Annotated in this window: 17 protein-coding genes and 3 tRNA genes; 8 read left to right on the top strand and 12 right to left on the bottom strand. The window is 71.9% G+C overall.

Annotated elements, in window-relative coordinates:
• Positions 1–83 precede the first annotated feature (83 nt).
• Positions 84–827 carry a LysM peptidoglycan-binding domain-containing protein gene (locus BUE29_RS23515; RefSeq protein WP_084181208.1) on the bottom strand — a complete coding sequence of 248 codons (744 nt, stop codon included), beginning with the start codon at positions 825–827 and terminating at the stop codon, positions 84–86.
• Positions 828–1,302: 475 nt separating this feature from the next.
• The gene (gene ssb / locus BUE29_RS15475; RefSeq protein ID WP_073391339.1) at positions 1,303–1,854 is read right to left on the bottom strand and encodes a single-stranded DNA-binding protein; all 552 of its coding nucleotides are present in this window, start codon (positions 1,852–1,854) and stop codon (positions 1,303–1,305) included.
• Positions 1,855–2,085: 231 nt separating this feature from the next.
• On the opposite strand from ssb, the gene BUE29_RS15470 reads away from it, so the two are divergent.
• Positions 2,086–2,158 (top strand) — tRNA-Arg (locus BUE29_RS15470).
• Positions 2,159–2,190: 32 nt separating this feature from the next.
• Here BUE29_RS15470 and BUE29_RS15465 read toward each other — a convergent pair.
• The 5 genes from BUE29_RS15465 to BUE29_RS15445 form a co-directional block, all read right to left on the bottom strand.
• A complete protein-coding gene (locus tag BUE29_RS15465; RefSeq protein WP_073391338.1) occupies positions 2,191–2,478 on the bottom strand; it encodes a hypothetical protein in 288 nt (95 codons plus the stop codon).
• Positions 2,479–2,581: 103 nt separating this feature from the next.
• Complete coding sequence (locus BUE29_RS15460) at positions 2,582–4,117, bottom strand: catalase (RefSeq protein ID WP_073391337.1); 1,536 nt, start codon at positions 4,115–4,117, stop codon at positions 2,582–2,584.
• Between the two features lie 106 nt (positions 4,118–4,223).
• Complete coding sequence (locus BUE29_RS15455) at positions 4,224–4,427, bottom strand: hypothetical protein (RefSeq protein WP_073391558.1); 204 nt, start codon at positions 4,425–4,427, stop codon at positions 4,224–4,226.
• An 83-nt stretch (positions 4,428–4,510) separates the two neighbouring features.
• Positions 4,511–5,638, bottom strand: coding sequence for a fatty acid desaturase family protein (locus tag BUE29_RS15450; RefSeq protein ID WP_073391336.1), 1,128 nt, complete (start codon positions 5,636–5,638; stop codon positions 4,511–4,513).
• Positions 5,639–5,667: 29 nt separating this feature from the next.
• A complete protein-coding gene (locus tag BUE29_RS15445; protein WP_073391335.1) occupies positions 5,668–6,801 on the bottom strand; it encodes a ferredoxin reductase in 1,134 nt (377 codons plus the stop codon).
• 188 nt (positions 6,802–6,989) lie between these two features.
• On the opposite strand from BUE29_RS15445, the gene BUE29_RS15440 reads away from it, so the two are divergent.
• Positions 6,990–7,619 carry a TetR family transcriptional regulator gene (locus tag BUE29_RS15440; RefSeq protein ID WP_073391334.1) on the top strand — a complete coding sequence of 210 codons (630 nt, stop codon included), beginning with the start codon at positions 6,990–6,992 and terminating at the stop codon, positions 7,617–7,619.
• 14 nt (positions 7,620–7,633) lie between these two features.
• Here BUE29_RS15440 and BUE29_RS15435 read toward each other — a convergent pair whose 3' ends face one another.
• A complete protein-coding gene (locus BUE29_RS15435) occupies positions 7,634–7,939 on the bottom strand; it encodes a 4a-hydroxytetrahydrobiopterin dehydratase (RefSeq protein ID WP_073391333.1) in 306 nt (101 codons plus the stop codon).
• An 87-nt stretch (positions 7,940–8,026) separates the two neighbouring features.
• Between BUE29_RS15435 and orn the strand changes: the two genes are divergently transcribed.
• Positions 8,027–8,665, top strand: a complete 639-nt coding sequence (gene orn / locus BUE29_RS15430; RefSeq protein ID WP_234971483.1) for an oligoribonuclease — start codon at positions 8,027–8,029, stop codon at positions 8,663–8,665.
• Positions 8,666–8,694: 29 nt separating this feature from the next.
• Positions 8,695–8,770: transfer RNA gene (locus tag BUE29_RS15425), tRNA-His, on the top strand.
• 79 nt (positions 8,771–8,849) lie between these two features.
• On the opposite strand, the gene BUE29_RS15420 is transcribed toward BUE29_RS15425, so the two are convergent.
• On the bottom strand, positions 8,850–9,767 hold the full coding sequence (locus BUE29_RS15420; RefSeq protein WP_073391556.1) for a LysR family transcriptional regulator: 918 nt from the start codon (positions 9,765–9,767) through the stop codon (positions 8,850–8,852).
• A gap of 104 nt (positions 9,768–9,871) precedes the next feature.
• On the opposite strand from BUE29_RS15420, the gene BUE29_RS22545 reads away from it, so the two are divergent.
• Positions 9,872–10,027, top strand: coding sequence for a hypothetical protein (locus tag BUE29_RS22545; protein WP_159440883.1), 156 nt, complete (start codon positions 9,872–9,874; stop codon positions 10,025–10,027).
• A gap of 96 nt (positions 10,028–10,123) precedes the next feature.
• Positions 10,124–10,196, top strand: a tRNA-Lys gene (locus tag BUE29_RS15415).
• Positions 10,197–10,249: 53 nt separating this feature from the next.
• Here the strand turns inward: BUE29_RS15415 and rdgB are convergent.
• Positions 10,250–10,858, bottom strand: a complete 609-nt coding sequence (gene rdgB, locus BUE29_RS15410) for an RdgB/HAM1 family non-canonical purine NTP pyrophosphatase (protein WP_073391332.1) — start codon at positions 10,856–10,858, stop codon at positions 10,250–10,252.
• On the bottom strand, positions 10,855–11,577 hold the full coding sequence (rph, locus tag BUE29_RS15405; protein ID WP_073391331.1) for a ribonuclease PH: 723 nt from the start codon (positions 11,575–11,577) through the stop codon (positions 10,855–10,857). Before rph ends, rdgB begins: the two co-directional genes overlap by 4 nt.
• A 105-nt stretch (positions 11,578–11,682) precedes the next feature.
• Here rph and BUE29_RS15400 point away from each other — a divergent pair, with 105 nt between their 5' ends.
• Both BUE29_RS15400 and BUE29_RS15395 read left to right on the top strand, forming a co-directional pair.
• On the top strand, positions 11,683–12,663 hold the full coding sequence (locus BUE29_RS15400; protein WP_073391330.1) for an ATP-binding cassette domain-containing protein: 981 nt from the start codon (positions 11,683–11,685) through the stop codon (positions 12,661–12,663).
• Positions 12,660–13,493: an ABC transporter permease gene (locus BUE29_RS15395; RefSeq protein WP_073391329.1), complete on the top strand. Its 834-nt coding sequence runs from the start codon at positions 12,660–12,662 to the stop codon at positions 13,491–13,493. The genes BUE29_RS15400 and BUE29_RS15395 overlap by 4 nt, the downstream gene beginning before the upstream one ends.
• Here the strand turns inward: BUE29_RS15395 and BUE29_RS15390 are convergent.
• On the bottom strand, positions 13,475–16,696 hold the full coding sequence (locus tag BUE29_RS15390) for an AfsR/SARP family transcriptional regulator (RefSeq protein WP_073391328.1): 3,222 nt from the start codon (positions 16,694–16,696) through the stop codon (positions 13,475–13,477). The two genes, BUE29_RS15395 and BUE29_RS15390, sit on opposite strands and share 19 nt — an antisense overlap.
• Positions 16,697–16,767 lie beyond the last annotated feature (71 nt).

The raw sequence follows: 16,767 nt of genomic DNA, 5'->3' as shown, positions 1-16,767 counted from the left end.
CGAGACCGGCCCGGACCACGAAGGTCCGGGCCGGCTCGCGGGCCGCGCTCGCTGGGGTTCAGCGAACGCGCGTCGTGGTGGGATCAGCTGGGCAGGTGCAGGACCTGGCCCACGTGGATCCGGTTCGGGTTGTGCAGCTTGCCCTTGTTCGCCTTGTACAGCGCCTTCCAACCACCGTCGACGTGCTTCGCGCGGGCGATCTTGGCCAGCGTGTCGCCGGAGCGGACGGTGTAGGTCTCGTGCTTGGCGTGCTTGGCCTTGTGCGACGACGACTTCGCGTGGTGGTCGGCGTGGTGGCGGTGCTTGGCCTTGTGCGCCTTCGTGTGGGACTTCTTGTGGTGCGTGGACGAGCTGGCGCCGGTGGACGCGTTGTCCGGCAGCTTCGCCGACGTCGCGTGCCCGTTCTTGCGGGTCAGCCCGGCCTTGCCGCTGCAGACCGGCCACGCGTCGGGGCCCTGGTCCTTCAGGACGCGGCGAGCGACCTGGATCTGCTCCATGCGGCTCGCGTTGTCGGCCCGGCCGGCGTACTTCTCGCCGCCGTAGGCGTCCCAGGTGTTGTCGGTGAACTGCAACCCGCCGTAGAACCCGTTGCCGGTGTTGATGTCCCAGTTGTTGGAGCTCTCGCAGTGGGCGACGCGGTCCCAGACGTGGAACTTGCTCGCCGCCTCCGCCGGCGTCGCCAGGGTGGTGATCGCCGCGGCGGCGCCCACGCTGGCGGCGACGGCCACCGCGGTACGGCGGACGCCCGAGGACGTCGAGCCGGTGCCGGCCGCGTCGGACGACGCGGCCTCGGGTGCCGCGGTGGGCACGGTGGAACGTGACTTCATCGATTGCCTCTCCACGGGCACGCACCATCGCGTGCCCGCACATGGATCGCCCCGGTGCCGCGGCATGGACGCGCAGCGGCCTGGCCGTCTCGGACGGCTGTTCTCTCGGTTCCGGGATCGCGGGAGCCCCCGTGGTCACCGCGGTTTCGATGACCGTGCCGGTCGCACCGTCCCTGCCCGGTGCGGCAGCGGCGCTCCTGGCGCCGTGCGGCTCGGACGAACGTAAGCAACGCACCGGACCGTTTCAAACCGCTGTGCGTGGTGTCTCGTGTCGCACCCCACACCAGGACCCGCGTTCGTCGCTGGCCGCTCGCTGAGCCGACCCGCTCCGCCCCCGACGACTCGGGGGCTCCGCAAGGACGGGCACCGGACCGGAGTGCACGACCCCGGCACGCCGATCGTGACCATCGCCACGTCCGGATCCGGTGATCGGGCACGCGCATACCGTTCCGCGGCCGCGCCGGTCCGGCGTGACTCAGACCGGGGCGAGCTCGCGCACCTCGCCGGTGTCGGGATCGACCGTGACCGGACCGGTGTCGGTCGTCACGTCGCTCGTGCCGGCCGAATCCCCGTCCCCGTCGCCGCCCTCGTGCTCGAACTCGAGGTACTCGTGGGAGTCGTCGGCCGGCGCGCCGGTCTCGTCGACCTCGAACTGCGGGGTCACCGGGCGCACGACGCGCTCGAAGCTGGCGACACCCCGGCTGAGGTCGGGGCCGACCGCGACGGCCTCGAGCTCGTACGCGGTGCGCACGGCCTCGTCCTTGCGGTAGTCGCGCTGGTAGTAGCGCCCGTGCACGACCACCGGCTGCCCCTTCTGCAGCGACGCCGCGACGTTCTCACCCAGCGCCCGCCACGCGCTGACCGACACGAACAGCGTGTCGCCGTCGACCCACGCGCCCTTGTCGCGGTCGAAACGCCGCTGGGTCGACGCCACCCGGAAGTTCGCGACCAGATGGCCGTTCTTCGTCCGGCGCAGCCGGGGCGAGTCCACCAGGTTGCCGCACACCGTCATCGTCGTCTCGTTCATCGTCGTCCCCGTCTCGTCGTGGCCGGCTCACGTCGTGCCGGCGGCCCGTTCGGGCGTAGGACCAGCCAACCTCCGCGCGCCGACGGGGGCGAGCACCGCGGCCCGACTGTGGACGACCGGCGGGGCTGTGGACGACGACGGCACGACTCGTCGGCACGCTCTGGTAGCGGCCACGCGGCGGTCCTTCGCGCGGCGGCGGCCCCCGACGCGCCGGGTAACCTCCATCCGTCCGCCCTCGTAGCTCAGCGGATAGAGCAGCCGCCTTCTAAGCGGTTGGTCGCAGGTTCGATCCCTGCCGGGGGCGCCGAGCCCCCGGGCCGGTACCGACGACGAGGGTCACGTCCCCGGCGGCCGGACGTCGGCCTCCCAGCGGCGCCGGCGCTCCTGCGCCGTCTGCTCCCACCAGGGCGTCCCCCGCTCGCCCAGGGCGAGCTTCGCCGCCTGCACGCCGGCCCGCGCGTCGGGCTCGGCGGCGGTGCCCTTGGCCCGCTTCACCTCGCGACGCCAGGCCATCAGGATCCGCTGCAGCTCGTCGCGGCGCCCGTCCGGGATGTCGGGGTCGGTGGCCCGCCACCGCCGGCCGGCCACGACGATCCACCGACCGTCGGGGGTGTGCTCCACCATGCGCCCATCGCACCACGCCGCACGCGGCGTGCGCCCCACGGTCCGAAACGCACGCGCGCCCCGGTCCGAGCAGGACCGGGGCGCGACGGGTCGTACGACGCGGCTACTTGACCGTCTCGGCCTCGTCACCGGGTGTCGTGGCGCCGAGAGACGTGCTCTCGGCACTGTCGGACTGCTGCGAGCGCACCGACTCCTCGATCTCCTTACCGAGGTCGGCGTCGACGTTGCGCCAGTACTCGAAGGCCCGCACGAGCACCGGCTCGGTGACGCCGTTGAGCAGATGACCGGACACGTTGCTCACCAGCCGTTCGCGAGCGTCGTCGTCCATGACCTCGCGCACCAGCGTGCCGGCCTGGCCCCAGTCGTCGTCCTCGGCGTGGGAGACGTAGGCGGCGCGGACCATCGGGCCGCCGGCCTCCCAGCCGCGGCCGTCCTGCTGCGCAGTGTCGGCGTGCGGGCCGCCGTAGGAGTTCGGCGCGTACACCGGCTGGTCGGGGTCGTTGAACCGGTAGTTCATCGACCCTTCCTTGCTGTACGTGCCGAGGTAGCGCGCGGCCTTGGGCGCGTTCACCGGCAGCTGCTGGTAGTTCGTGCCGATGCGGTAGCGATGCGCGTCGGCGTAGCTGAAGATGCGGCCCAGCAGCATCTTGTCCGGCGAGGTGTCGATGCCGGGCACGAAGTTCGACGGCTCGAACGAGCTCTGCTCGATCTCGGCGAAGAAGTTGCGCGGGTTGCGGTTCAGCGTCATCGTGCCGACCTCGATCAGCGGGTAGTCGCCCTTGGGCCACACCTTGGTCAGGTCGAAGGGGTTGAAGCGGTAGTTCTCCGCGTCGGCGAAGGGCATGATCTGCACCTTCAGCGTCCAGGACGGGAAGTCGCCCTTCTCGATCGAGCCGAAGAGGTCCTGCCGGTGGTCGTCGGGCGAGGAGCCGGCGAGCTCGTCACCCTTGTCCTGCGAGAGGAACTCGACCCCCTGGTCGGTCTTGAAGTGGTACTTGACCCAGAACCGCTCGCCCTGCGCGTTGATCCACTGGTAGGTGTGGCTGCCGAAGCCGTCCATGTGCCGCCACGAACGCGGCAACCCGCGGTCACCCATCAGCCACGTGACCTGGTGGGCCGACTCGGGCGAGAGCGTCCAGAAGTCCCACTGCATGTTGTTGTCGCGTAGACCGGACGCGGGCTGGCGCTTCTGGGAGCGGATGAAGTCCTGGAACTTCATCGGGTCCTTGACGAAGAACACCGGGGTGTTGTTGCCGACGAGGTCGTAGTTGCCCTCCTCGGTGTAGAACTTCAACGCGAACCCGCGAGGGTCGCGCCACGTGTCGGGCGAGCCCTGCTCGCCGGCCACGGTCGAGAAACGGGCGAGCATCTCGGTCTTGCGGCCCGGCTGCAGGAAGTGGGCCTTGGTGTAATTCGCGATGTCGGGGTTGGTGACCTCGAACTCGCCGAACGCACCGCCGCCCTTGGCGTGCACGACCCGCTCCGGGACGCGCTCGCGGTTGAACTGCGCCATCTTCTCGATCAGGTAGTGATCGTGCAGCAGGATGCCGCCGGCGTCGCCCTGCGTCAGCGAGTGCTCGTCGCTTTCGACCGGTGCGCCGGAATTGGTGGTGGTGTACTTCTCGGGTGCCGTCGTCATGCGGCTGACTCCTCGGCTCGGGTTCGGCTTCGGGACTGCGTGCCTCTTCTCGACACCTACCCCGACCACCTTGCTCCGCTAACTGGAGTCAGTCAAGAATGCGACGTCACTGCTCCTCGGCGCGGCGCGCGACGTCGGCCTTGCCGGCGGCCTCGCGCATCTCGAACACGTCCGAGGCCCAGTCCCCGAACTCGTGCGTGACGTCGCGGACGGCGCCGCTGATGATCGTGGCGATCCGGCCGACGTGCGTGGCCGCGGACTCGGCGATCACCTGGACCGTGTCCTTCTGAATCTCGAACCTGCCCACCATGGCGCTCTCGTCGGTCTCCTCGCTCGGTCGTGCCGGCGTTCTCGGTGACGTGCCCGGGACGACGTCGTCGCACCGGACACCGGTCATGCGGGCACCCGCTCCGTCACCGCCGCGGCCGTCGCCGCCACCTCCACGTCGTCCCCGGCCTCGGTGCGCAACGGCAGTGCCAGTCGGAAGATCTTCGCCCAGGTGGAGCCGAGCTGCCTGTGCAGCGGGCCGGTGTTGTAGTCCAGACCGTACTTCGCGAACAGGGCCTGCACCTCGCCGGCGATCTGCGGGTACCGCCGGGCCGGGAGGTCCGGGAAGAGATGGTGCTCGATCTGGTGGCTGAGGTTGCCCGAGAGGATGTGGAACAGCCGCCCGCCGGTGATGTTGGCCGAGCCCATCATCTGCCGGACGTACCACTCGCCGCGGGTCTCGTTCTCGGTCTCCTCCTCGCTGAAGGTGGCGACGCCGGACGGGAAGTGCCCGCAGAAGATGATCGAATACGCCCACAGGTTGCGGACGAGGTTCGCCGTCGCGTTGGCCGAGGCCGTGGTGGCGAACTGCGGACCGCTCAGCAGCGGGAACAGCACGTAGTCCTTGAGCGACTGCTTGCCGACCTTGCGCCAGATGCCCCGCCACAGCTTCTTGTTGTCACCGAGCTTGCGCTTGCCGGTCACCAGGTTGTCGACCTCGAGGTCGTGCAGCGCGACGCCGTACTGGAAGAACGTCATCAGCAGGAAGGCGTACACCGGATTGCCGAGGTAGTACGGGTTCCACTTCTGCGACTCGTCCATGCGCAGGACGCCGTAACCGATGTCGCGATCCTTGTCGACGATGTTGGTGAAGGTGTGGTGCAGGTAGTTGTGCGAGTGGCGCCACTGGTCGGACGGGCACGCGGTGTCCCACTCGAACATCTTCGAGTTGAGCGCGGGGTCACGCATCCAGTCGTACTGGCCGTGCATGACGTTGTGCCCGATCTCCATGTTGTCGAGGATCTTCGACAGGCTGAGCGCAGCGGTGCCGAGCAGCCAGAACGGCGGCAGGGCGCTGAGCATCAGGGCGGCGCGGCCGCCGACCTCGAGCCCGCGCTGCGCCTTCACGACGTTGTCGATGTACTCGCGATCCTCGGCGCCCAGGTCGTCGATCACGCGCTTGCGCAGGGCATCGAGCTCGCGGCCGAGCTCCTCGACCTGCTCGTCGGTCAGGGGGATCGTCTTCGAGGTCATGGTCTCGCTCCAGACGTTGCGTGAGGCGGTCAGAGGTCCAGGTCGACGTCGCCGACCGGGACGTTGATGCACAGCTGCACCTCGCAGTCCGGGTCGCTGTCGACGTCACCGGTGTTGACGTTGCGCACCGTGCCGGCGCGCTTCACCTGCGTGCAGGAGAAGCAGATGCCCATGCGGCAGCCGTACTCGGGCGACAGCCCGGCGTCCTCTGCCTGCTCGAGCAGGGTCTTGCCGCTGTTGGCCGCCGTCGTTCCGGTGCGGGCGAAGGTCAGCTCGCCGGTCGCGCCCGCGGTGTCGACGGCGGGGGCGGTGGGCGCGAAGTCCTCGCTGTGCAACCGGTCGGCGACGCCCCGCGCGACGAAGTGCGCACGGATGGAGGTCATCAGCCCGGGCGGGCCGCAGAGGTAGGTCTGCGCGTCGGCGTACCACGGCGCGACCTCGGCGAGGTGTTGCTGGTGGAACAGTCCCTGCAGGTCACCGCCGACCTCCTGCTCGGTGTAGGCGAGGACGACCCGCACGTTGTCGTGTCGGGCCTCGATGTCGCGCAGCTCGGCCAGATAGGACACGTGCTTCGCGGTGAAGGCGTAGTGCAGGAACACGATCTCGCCCTGGTGGCCCTCGTCGCACAGCGTGCGCAGCATGGCCATGACGGGCGTGATGCCACTGCCACCGCTGAGCAGCAGCGTGCGCTCCGGGCGCGTGTCGGGCAGCGTGAACCCGCCGCCGGCCTGCGACAGCCCGAGCACCATGCCCGGCTCGGCGTGGGCGTAGAGGTAATTCGACACCAGTCCGTACGGATGCGCCTTGACGGTCAGCTCGAGCTGCCCGTCGGCGCGGTACTGCGAGTTGGCCGGGGAGTAGCAGCGGGTGCGGCGCACGCCGTCGATGTCGACCGAGAGCTGCACGAACTGTCCCGCGCGGAAGCCCTGCCACTGACGGGTCGGCCGCAGCGTCACCGTCGTGGTGTCGTGCGAGCCGTGCCGGACGTCGGTGACGACCGCGCGCAGCTCGCGCACGGTCAGCATCGGGTTGACGAGCTCCAGGTAACGGTCCAGGCCGTGCGGCGTCGCGAGTGCCTCGAGGACGCCGAGCGCTCGGGCCGACAGCGCGCCGGCTCCCGGCAGGCCGGGCAGCGAGCGGCGTCGGGGGCTCTGCAGCGACATCACGTCTCCCTCGGTCGGTGGCGGTCACATTTGAGTGCACATCCGTTCACTGACCAGTGAAACGAGGGTGTCGACAGGTGTCAATGCGGGTCGACGTGACGGCGCCCACGACGCCCCCTGGCCCGCCGGGCCGCGGTCGGTCGCGCGACGGAACACCGGCCCCACGACACGCCGCGTAATCTCGGGCCGTGACCGACACCAGATCGCGGGCAGAGCGCAAGGAGCTCACCCGGCGCAGGTTGCTCGACGTCACACTGCGGCTCATCACCGAACGCAGCCTCGCCAGCATCAGCCTGCGCGAGGTGGCCCGCGAGGCAGGCATCGTGCCCACCGCGTTCTACCGCCACTTCGCCTCCGTCGACGAGCTCGGGGTCGACCTCGTCGACGAGTCCATGCGCCCGTTGCGGCAACTGCTGCGCGACGCCCGTAAGGGGCGGGTCACGCACGGCGACATCATCGCCGACACCGTCGCGATCCTGGCTCGCCAGGTGGCCGATCATCCGGAGCAGTTCCGCTTCCTCACCCGCGAGCGCTACGGCGGTGTCGCCGGCGTGCGACGCGCGATCGCGACCGAGCTACGACTGTTCACCAGCGATCTCACGATCGACCTCGCCCGGCTGACGGTCGGTTACGACTGGTCGACCGAGGACCTCGAGATGGTGGCCGACCTGATGGTCACCACGATGCTGGGAACCGTCGTGCGGCTGCTGGAGAGCGACGAGCGGCACCCCGAGGACGCGACGTCGATCCTGGACCACGCGGAGCGGCAGCTGCGCATCATCGTGCTCGGCATGGGCGCCTGGCGCAGCAAACCCTGACGCGGCAGGGCCGGTCAGCCGCCCGCGAGCGGCAACCCGGCGGCCACCTCGTCCACGACGCCGGCGAGCTCGACGTCCTTCGCCGTCACACCGCCGGCACTGTGGGTCGTCAGCGAGACGTCGACACGACGCCAGCGCAGGTCGAGGTCCGGGTGGTGGTCGAGGTCCTCGCAGCGCGGCGCGAGCCGGCCGACGAACTCGACCGCGGTCAGGAAGTCGGCGAACTCGATGGAGCGGGTGAGGCGCGCGGGGTCACCGCTCCAGCCCGCGCGTGCCGTCAACGCGTCGTCGATGGCGTCCTGGTCGAGCAGTTCGGCCATGACCGTCCTCCTGGTCCTCGGCACCGGGGTTGGGTGGCCGGGTCTCACGCTAGCCAACGCCGCCGGCCGCCCGTATAGCCTCTGGGCGTGACGGAACGCGCGGACCTGCTCGTCTGGGTCGACTGTGAGATGACCGGACTCGATCTCGGCCACGATGCGCTGATCGAGGTCGCGGCGATCGTGACCGACGGCGAGCTGCACCCGCTGGACGACGGCATCGACGTGATCGTGCACGCCGACGACGCGCTGCTGGACGCGATGCTGCCGGTCGTGCGCGACATGCACGCCTCGTCGGGGCTGACCGAGGCGGTGCGCGCGTCCACCGTCACACTCGCCGACGCCGAGCAGCGCGTCCTCGACTACGTGCGCGGCCTCGTGCCGGAGGCCCGCACGGCCCCGCTCTGCGGCAACTCGATCGCGACCGACCGAGGCTTCCTCGCCCGGGACATGCCGGCGCTCGACGGCCACCTGCACTACCGGATGGTCGACGTCTCCTCGGTCAAGGAGCTCGCGAAGCGGTGGTACCCGCGGGTCTACCAGTCGCAGCCGCGCAAGGCCCTTACGCACCGCGCCCTCGACGACGTCCGCGAGAGCATCGACGAGCTGCGCTACTACCGGCGGACGCTCTTCGTCGAACCGCCCGGCCCCACGCTGGAGGAGGCCCGGGCCGCCGCGGACTCGGTCGCCGGGCTGGACAACGGCGCCGCGGGCGGCCGGGTAGACTGAGCGGGCTCGGCGGCACGTCCGTCGGCATGGCGGGCGTAGCTCAGCTGGTAGAGCGCCGCGTTGTGGTCGCGGATGTCGCGGGTTCGAGTCCCGTCGCTCGCCCCAGGAGGCCTGGCCCCGATCCGTCGGGGCCAGGCCTTTCCCGTGGCCTCACCACGGTGGCCGTCGTCGACGAGCGGGCAGGTCAGCTCGCTGCGGAGTGCGCCGCGGCGGCGCGCAGCTCGTCCAGCACGGTGCGCACCGCGGGGGTGGGCTCGTTGCGCGAGCGGCGGTACAGCACGCCGATGCGCCGCGAGCCGAGGCCGGGCAGCGCCACGTCGCGCATCCGCTCCCGGTCGGCGCCCCACAGCGCCAGCACGGGGACGAGCGCGGCCGCGAAGCCGGCGGAGACGAGCACGAGCCCCGCGGTGAAGTCCTGGCACAGGTGCGCTGCCGGCAGCCGCAGCGCGCTGGTGTGGCGGACCCGGCGCATGGCCTGGCCGACCGCGCTACCCGGCGAGCCGTCGATCCACGGCCGCTCGGCGATGCTCGCGAGGTCGTCGAACTCGGGCCAGTCGATCGGGACGACGACGCGGAACGGGTCGTCGTAGAGCGGTTCGTAGTGCAGGCCGCGGGGCACCGAGCGGCGACGCTGGGCGTCGTCCTCCACCAACGCGAGGTCGGTGCGTCCGGCGAGGAGGTCCTCGGCGGCGGTGGAGTCGTCGAGCTGGTGCACCGACAGGTCGATGCCGGGGTGGTCCTGGGCGACGGTGACGATGGCAGCGCCGGCGAACGCCCGAAGGACCGTCACGAACGCGGCGAGGGTGACCCGGCCGCTGATGGTGGCGGCGAGCGTGCCGAGGTCGGCCTCGGCGTCGTCGAGGACCTGCACCAGCGCGTCGGCGTGGCCGACGAGCCGCCGGCCCGCCGTGGTGAACTCCACCGAGCGCTGGCCGCCACGGCGCGACCGGTCGATCAGCACGAACCCCGTCTCGCGTTCCAGCATCGCGAGCTGCTGCGAGATCGCCGACGGCGACACCCGTAGCGCGGCCGCGGCGCCGACGACGCCGCCGTAGCGGTCGACGGCCCGCAACACGACCAGCCGCCGGGGATCGAGCTCCATGAAGTACAGCTTCAACCCAAGTTGATCAGATTGCAATTTTCTTTCACTTCGCGGTGGCCGATAGTAGTGGTGTCAGCCCGCCCCGACCCAGCAGGAAGCCCATCATGACCTCCCCCCAGGCCCGTCCGTTCTCGGCCTCCACCAACAAGCTCGCCTACGCCCAGGCGTTCGCCACCACGACCACCCGTCGCCGCGCCTCGCACCGGCCGCTGCGCAGCTTCGTCCGGCGGACGCGCACCGCCTCCGCTCGGGTGCGCTGAACCCGTCCGCAGGACCCGCCCGACCCCGCGGGCGGCACGGCGGTGCGTGCTAGAGTCGACGCGTCGGCCCACCTCGGTGGGCCGGTCGCATGATCCGCGCCGTTAGCTCAATTGGCAGAGCAGCTGGCTCTTAACCAGCGGGTTCGGGGTTCGAGTCCCTGACGGCGCACGGCCGAGCGGCCACGAGATCTCCTCGTGGCCGCTCTCGTCGTTCCGGGGCTCTCAGCGCGCGGCGACGAGGCGGTCGACGAGCGCGCGCAGCGCCTGGCCGCGGTGGCTGATGGCGTCCTTGGCGTCGCTGTCGAGCTCGGCGCTGGTCAGGTCGTCGCCCTCGGGGACGAAGATCGGGTCGTAGCCGAACCCGTTCGCGCCGCGCTTCTCGCGCACGAGGCGTCCCGGCATGCGGCCCTCGGTCACGATCTCGCCCTCGCTGCTCACGTAGGCGACCGCGCTGACGAAGGCGGCCGCGAGGCGCTCGTCGGGCACGTCGCGCAGCTGCGAGAGCACGAGCTGCAGGTTGGCCTCGTCGTCGCCGTGGCCACCGGCCCAGCGGGCCGACAGCACGCCGGGCATGTCGTTGAGTGCCGCCACGGTGAGCCCGGAGTCGTCGGCCACGGTCGGCAACCCGGTGTGCCGGTGCCCCTCGCGGGCCTTGAGCAGGGCGTTGTCGGCGAACGTCGCACCGCTCTCGGGGACCTCGTCGTACGCCTCGACGTCGTCCAGCCCGATCACCTGGACGTCGGGCAGCGTCGGCTCGACGATGCGGCGCATCTCGGCGAGCTTCTTGGCGTTCCGGCTCGCCAGCAGGATGCGGGTGCGGCCGGCGCTCATGCGCCCAGCGCGTCGCGCTGCAGGGTCGTCAGCTGCGCGCAGCCGGCGACGGCGAGGTCGAGCAGCGCGTCGAGCTCGTCGCGGCGGAACGGCACGCCCTCGGCCGTCCCCTGCACCTCGACGAACTCCCCCGTGCCGGTGACGACGACGTTCATGTCGGTCTCGGCGCGGACGTCCTCCTCGTACATGAGGTCGAGACGGGGCTCGCCGTCGATCACGCCGACCGACACCGCCGAGATCGAGTTGATCAGCGGCTTCGGACGCGCCAGCGCGCCCTTGGCGTCGAGCCAGGACACCGCGTCGGCCAGGGCCACGTAGGCGCCGGTGATCGCCGCGGTGCGGGTGCCGCCGTCGGCCTGCAGCACGTCGCAGTCGAGGGAGATCGAGTTCTCGCCGAGGGCGGCGAGGTCGATCGCCGCCCGCAGCGAACGGCCGATCAGCCGCGAGATCTCGTGGGTGCGGCCGCCGATCTTGCCCTTGACCGACTCGCGGTCGTTCCGGGTGAGGGTGGCCCGCGGCAGCATGGAGTACTCGGCCGTGACCCAGCCCAGCCCACTGCCCTTGCGCCAGCGCGGAACGCCCTGCTGCACCGACGCCGAGCACAGCACCGAGGTGTCGCCGAACTGGACCAGCGCCGAGCCCTCCGCGTACTTCTGCCAGTTGCGGGTGATGGTGACCGGGCGCAGTTGGTCGTGGGCGCGCGCATCGGGGCGAGGCATGTGCCGAGGGTAGCGACGGCCGCCGACGCCGCCGCTGTCAGCCGGGGCCGTCCCGTGTCAGCGGCGTGACCGCGCCGTGCCAGCGACGGGGGGCACGGTGCTCCCATGACCAACTACGCCATCGAAGCCGAGGGGCTCACCAAGCGCTTCGGCAAGGGGAACAATGCCACCCAGGCCCTCGCCGGCGTCGACCTCGCCGCGCCCGAGGGCAGCGTGCTGAGCGTCCTCGGCCCGAACGGGGCCGGCAAGACCACCGCCGTCCGCATCCTCGCGACGCTGCTGCAGCCCGACGCCGGGTCGGCCCGCGTGGCCGGCTTCGACGTCGCCACCGAGCCGCAGCGGGTGCGGGAGTCGGTCGGGCTGACCGGCCAGTTCGCCTCCGTCGACGACGACCTCACCGGCCTGCAGAACCTGCGCATGATCGGGCAGCTGCTCGACCTGCGCTCCGCGGCGGCCACGGCACGGGCCCGCGAGCTGCTCGAATGGTTCGACCTCGCCGACGCCGCCGACCGCATCGCCAAGACCTACTCCGGCGGCATGCGGCGCCGCCTCGACCTCGCCGCGTCCCTCGTCGGCCGCCCGGCCGTCATCTTCCTCGACGAGCCGACGACGGGGCTCGACCCGTCCAAGCGCGAGGCGATGTGGGACGTCGTGCGCGACCTGGTGGCCGACGGCTCGACCGTCCTGCTCACCACGCAGTACCTCGACGAGGCCGACGCCCTGGCCGACCAGATCACCGTCATCGACCACGGCCAGGTCATCGCCCACGACACCCCGATCGGGCTCAAGCGCGTCGTGGGCGGCCAGCGGTTGACCGTCCGCCCCGCCGAGCCGGAGCGGCTCGCGGAGGTCGGCGTGCTCCTGCGCGACATCGCCGGCGTCGACGCCGAACCCCACGGCCGGGACACGCTGAGCGTCCCGGTGACCAGCGACGACGCGCTGCCGCAGGCCGTCGCCCGGCTGCACGACGCCGGGATCACCGTGACCGAGCTGTCCCTGCACCTGCCCAGCCTCGACGAGGTTTTCTTCACCCTCACCGGCTCCCCGGCCGGCGACCCCACCGACGACACCGAGGAGGCGGCATGACGGCCACCCTGAGCAAGCCGGCCGGCAGCACGCCGACCGTCCCGAGCCGCGAGAACACGTCCGCACCGCCGCTGCGCACCCTGCGCCACGCGCTGGTGCTCGCCAAGCGAAACCTGATCAAGACCGTCCGCACGCCGGAGCAGCTGATCGACGTCTCGATCCAGCCGATCATCTTCATCCTGCTGTTCGTCTACGTGTTCGGCGGTGCGATCGGCGGCGGCGACCGCCACGGCTACCTGCAGTACCTGCTCCCCGGGCTGCTGGGACAGGGCATCGCCCTGGGCAGCATCGCGCTGGGGCAGAACCTCAACACCGACATCGAGAAGGGCATCTTCGACCGGTTCCGGGCCCTGCCCATCGCCCGCTCGGCGCCGCTCGTCGGGGCGGTGCTCGCCGACTTCGTCCGCTACCTGATCCTGTGCGTCGTCACGCTCGGCTTCGGGTACGCGATCGGATTCCGCATCGACGCGAACCCGCTCGCGCTCGTGGCCGCGGCGGCGCTCGCGATCGCCTTCGCGCTCTGCTTCTGCTGGATCTCGGTGTGGATCGGGCTCAAGGCGCGGACGGCCGGCAGCGTGCAGGGCGTCATGTTCCTGCTGATCTTCCCGCTGTCGTTCGGCAGCAGCGTCTTCACCGACCCGTCGACGATGCCCGGCTGGCTGCAGGCCTGGAACCACGTCAACCCGATCACCCGGCTGGTGGACTCCATGCGCGGGCTCATGATCGGCGGCCCGGTCGCCACCAACCTGCTCATCACGTTCGCGTGGATGGCCGGCCTGCTCGTCGTGTTCGTCCCGCTCGCGCTGCGCGCCTACCGCAAGCGGTCCTGACCCTGCCCGACCAGGGCGAGCGCTGCGACACCGTCCAGCGCTCGCCCTTCGTCGTACGCGCGGCCGAAGTCGGTGTCGTCGAGCGCGGCGACGAGCCGATGCCGCGCCGCGGCGACGTCGAACGCGTCGAGGTCCTCGGCGCCGCGCAACCGGCTACACGCGCCGAGGAGCTCGGCGGCGAACCGGGCATCGCCGTCGGAGCGGAGGACGTCGGCCAGCAGCACGCCGACCATCGCGACGACGGGGTGGTCCCGCGTGCCGAGGGCAGTCGTGAGCGCTGTGCGCAGGTGCGCCCGCGCGAGCTCCACCTCCCCGCTCTCGAACTCGATCCGGGCCGCGGTGGTGAGGACGAAGGCGTGGATGTGCCCCAGGGAGGGGGCGAGCACCGGAAGGTTGTGCAGTGCGACCAGCGCCTCGTCGGCCAGCGCCCGACCGGCGGCGTGCTGCCCCATCCGCCACTCGATCTCGCCGCGCATCGCCGTCGTCAACGCCGACTCGAGCGGGGAGCGGTCCAGCGCCGCGCTGCGATGGGCCGCCTCGACGTAGCGCACGGCCGCGTCGACGTCGTCCTGCCGCAGCGCGAGGTCGGCGAGGCGCTGGTAGAGGACCACCTCGTCCTCCGTCGACCTCATCTCCCGCATGAGGGCCAGCGCCTCCTCGTACGCGGCTCGCGCGCCGGCGAGGTCACCGTCGAAGGTCAACAATTGCGCAAGGCCGCGCAATGCATTGCCCAATCCCCAGCGCTCGCCGAGTTCGCGGAACAGCACCAGCGCGGCCTCGGTCTCGCGGCGCATGCCCACCAGATCGCCGCTGTTCTCGTGGAAGTTCGCGAGGAACATGCGCGTGGCCGCGCGGGTCCACTCGTCGCCGCCCTCGAGGTTCTGTTCCAGCCAGCGTCTGCTGAGCTCGACGTCACCGACGAGGAAGGCCATCGCCGGCCGCAGCAGCACCATCACCGACTCGAAGTCGACCTCCGAGTCGCGCAGCTCCTCCACCATGGTCGAGAGCTGTGCGACGTCCTCGATCCGGCCACTCGTCGTCGAGTGCAGCGCGAGCAGCGACCGCGCGATGAGCCGCAGACCCTCGTCCGTGGCCCCGGGCACGTCCAGCGCGTCCGCGGTCCACACGCTGATCTCGGCGTGCTCGCCGAGCAGCATCGCCGACGTCGACAGCGGGACCGCGATCCGCAACGCGGCGTCGGCATCACCGGTCTCGCACCGGAACCGCAGCGCGGCCACGATGTTCTCGCGCTCGGCCCGCAGCAGATCGAACCAGGGCAGCTGCCCGGCCGTCGTCAGGTAGGGCTCGGCCTCGGCCAGGACCGCGGCGAAGTGCGTCGCGTGGCGGTCGCGGGCGGCGCCCAGCTCGCCACGCTCGGCGAGCCGATCGGCGCCGTACTCGCGGATCGTCTCGAGCATCCGCACGCGTCGTCCCTCGCCGACCGGCTGCAGCAGCGACTTGTCGATCAGCGACGCCAGACAGTCCGGGACGTCGGCGGGATCGAGCAGGTCGGCGCAGACGGCCTCGGCGCTCGCCGCGGTGATGCCGGCGGGGAACACGGCGAGCCGTTCCACGACACCGCGCTCCACGTCGTCCAGCAGCCCCCAGCTCCACTCGACGACGGCGCGCAGCGTGCGGTGGCGGGGCATCGCCGTGCGGCTGCCGCCCGTGAGCAGGCGGAAGCGGTCGGACAGCCGCGCCGCGACGTCGGGCAACGGCATCGTGCGCACGCGGGCGGCGGCGAGCTCGATGGCCAGGGGCAGGCCGTCGAGCCGCGACACGATCTCGACGACGTCGGGGACGTCCTCGTCGCGCAGCACGAAGTCGGGACGCACCGCGGTCGCACGGTCGACGAACAGCCGTACGGCAGGGAACCCGAGGGCGTCGACGGCGGTCGCGCCGGCGGCCGGCAACGCCAGCGGCGGCACCGCCAGCAGCGTCTCGCCGGTGATGCCGAGCGGTTCGCGGCTGGTGGCGAGCACCCGCAGTCCCGGGCACTCGCCGAGCAGCTGCTCGGCCAGCCGGGCACCGGCGTCGATGACGTGCTCGCAGTTGTCGAGCAGCAGGATCGCGCTGCGTTGGGCGAACCCGTCCCGCAGCCGCGTCATGGCGTCCCGCGCATTCGCCGCGGCCCGGCGGTCGAGCACGTGGATGTCACGCAGGCCGACCGACGCGAGGACGGCCTGCGGCACGTCGGCGCCCGAGGTGACCGCCGCGAGCTCGACGAGCCAGACGCCGTCGGCCGCGGTGTCGAGGATGCGGTCGGCGGCCTCGGCCGCCAGCCGCGTCTTGCCCGCGCCGCCCGGCCCGACCAGGGTGACGAGCCGGTTCGCCTCGAGCGACTTCGCGATGCGCGCGACCTCGTCGTCACGACCGACGAAGCTCGTCAGCTGCGCCTTGAGGTTGGTCCGCCGCGGCGCCGCCGCGCCCCGGTCGCCGTCCGGACCGGCGGGGTCGGCGGTGACCGTGTCGCCGCGCAGCAGGGTCAGGTGGAGCTCGCGCAGCTCGGCCGACGGGTCGACGCCGAGCTCGTCGGCCAGCCGGCCCCGCAGCGCCTCGTAGGCCTGCAGCGCCTCGGGCGTGCGCCCGGCCGCGGCGAGCGCCCGGATCAGCGTCGCCGCCAGGCGCTCGTGCAGCGGGTGGTCGGCGACCGCCCGTTCCAGCTCGCCGGCGTCGACACGGGACGGGTCGACGAGCAGCTGCGCCTCGACCCGGTCGAGCGAGGCGGTGAGACGCAGGTCGTCGAGCTCGCCGGCACGGGCCGCGAGGTCGTCGGCGAGGTCCCGCGTGTCGGCGAGCGCGAGCCCCCGCCACAGCGCGAGCGCGTCGTCGAGCAGCACCAGCGCGTCGGCGGCCCGGCCCTGACGCAGGGCCGCCGCCCCGTCGGCGGCGAGCGAGCGGAAGCGGCCGGCGTCGGTGTCGCCCGGATCGGCGGCGAGCCGGTAGCCCGACGGCGACTGCGTGACCGGGGCGATGCCGCCGAGGGCCCGGCGCAGCCGCGACACCAGGGTCTGCAGCGCGTTGGTCGCCTCCGCGGGGGGATCGTCGCCCCAGACGGCGTGGACGAGGGTGGAGACCGCGACCGGCCGATCGGCGTCGACGGCGAGCCGCGCCAGCAGCGTGCGCAGCCGGGCGCCGGCCACGTCGATCACGGCGCCCGTGTCGTCGCGGGCCGCGAGCGGGCCGAGCAGCGCGATCTGCACGACCCCTACTGTCCCACGCCACCGCCCGCGATGGCGGCCTCGGTAGCGTCGTCGCCGCGGACGTGGCGCGA

Source organism: Jatrophihabitans endophyticus (assembly GCF_900129455.1).
In the GTDB taxonomy this organism is placed as follows: domain Bacteria; phylum Actinomycetota; class Actinomycetes; order Mycobacteriales; family Jatrophihabitantaceae; genus Jatrophihabitans; species Jatrophihabitans endophyticus.
Note: the sequence above shows the minus strand (reverse complement) of the source record. Positions and strands in the feature narration are given on the sequence as shown.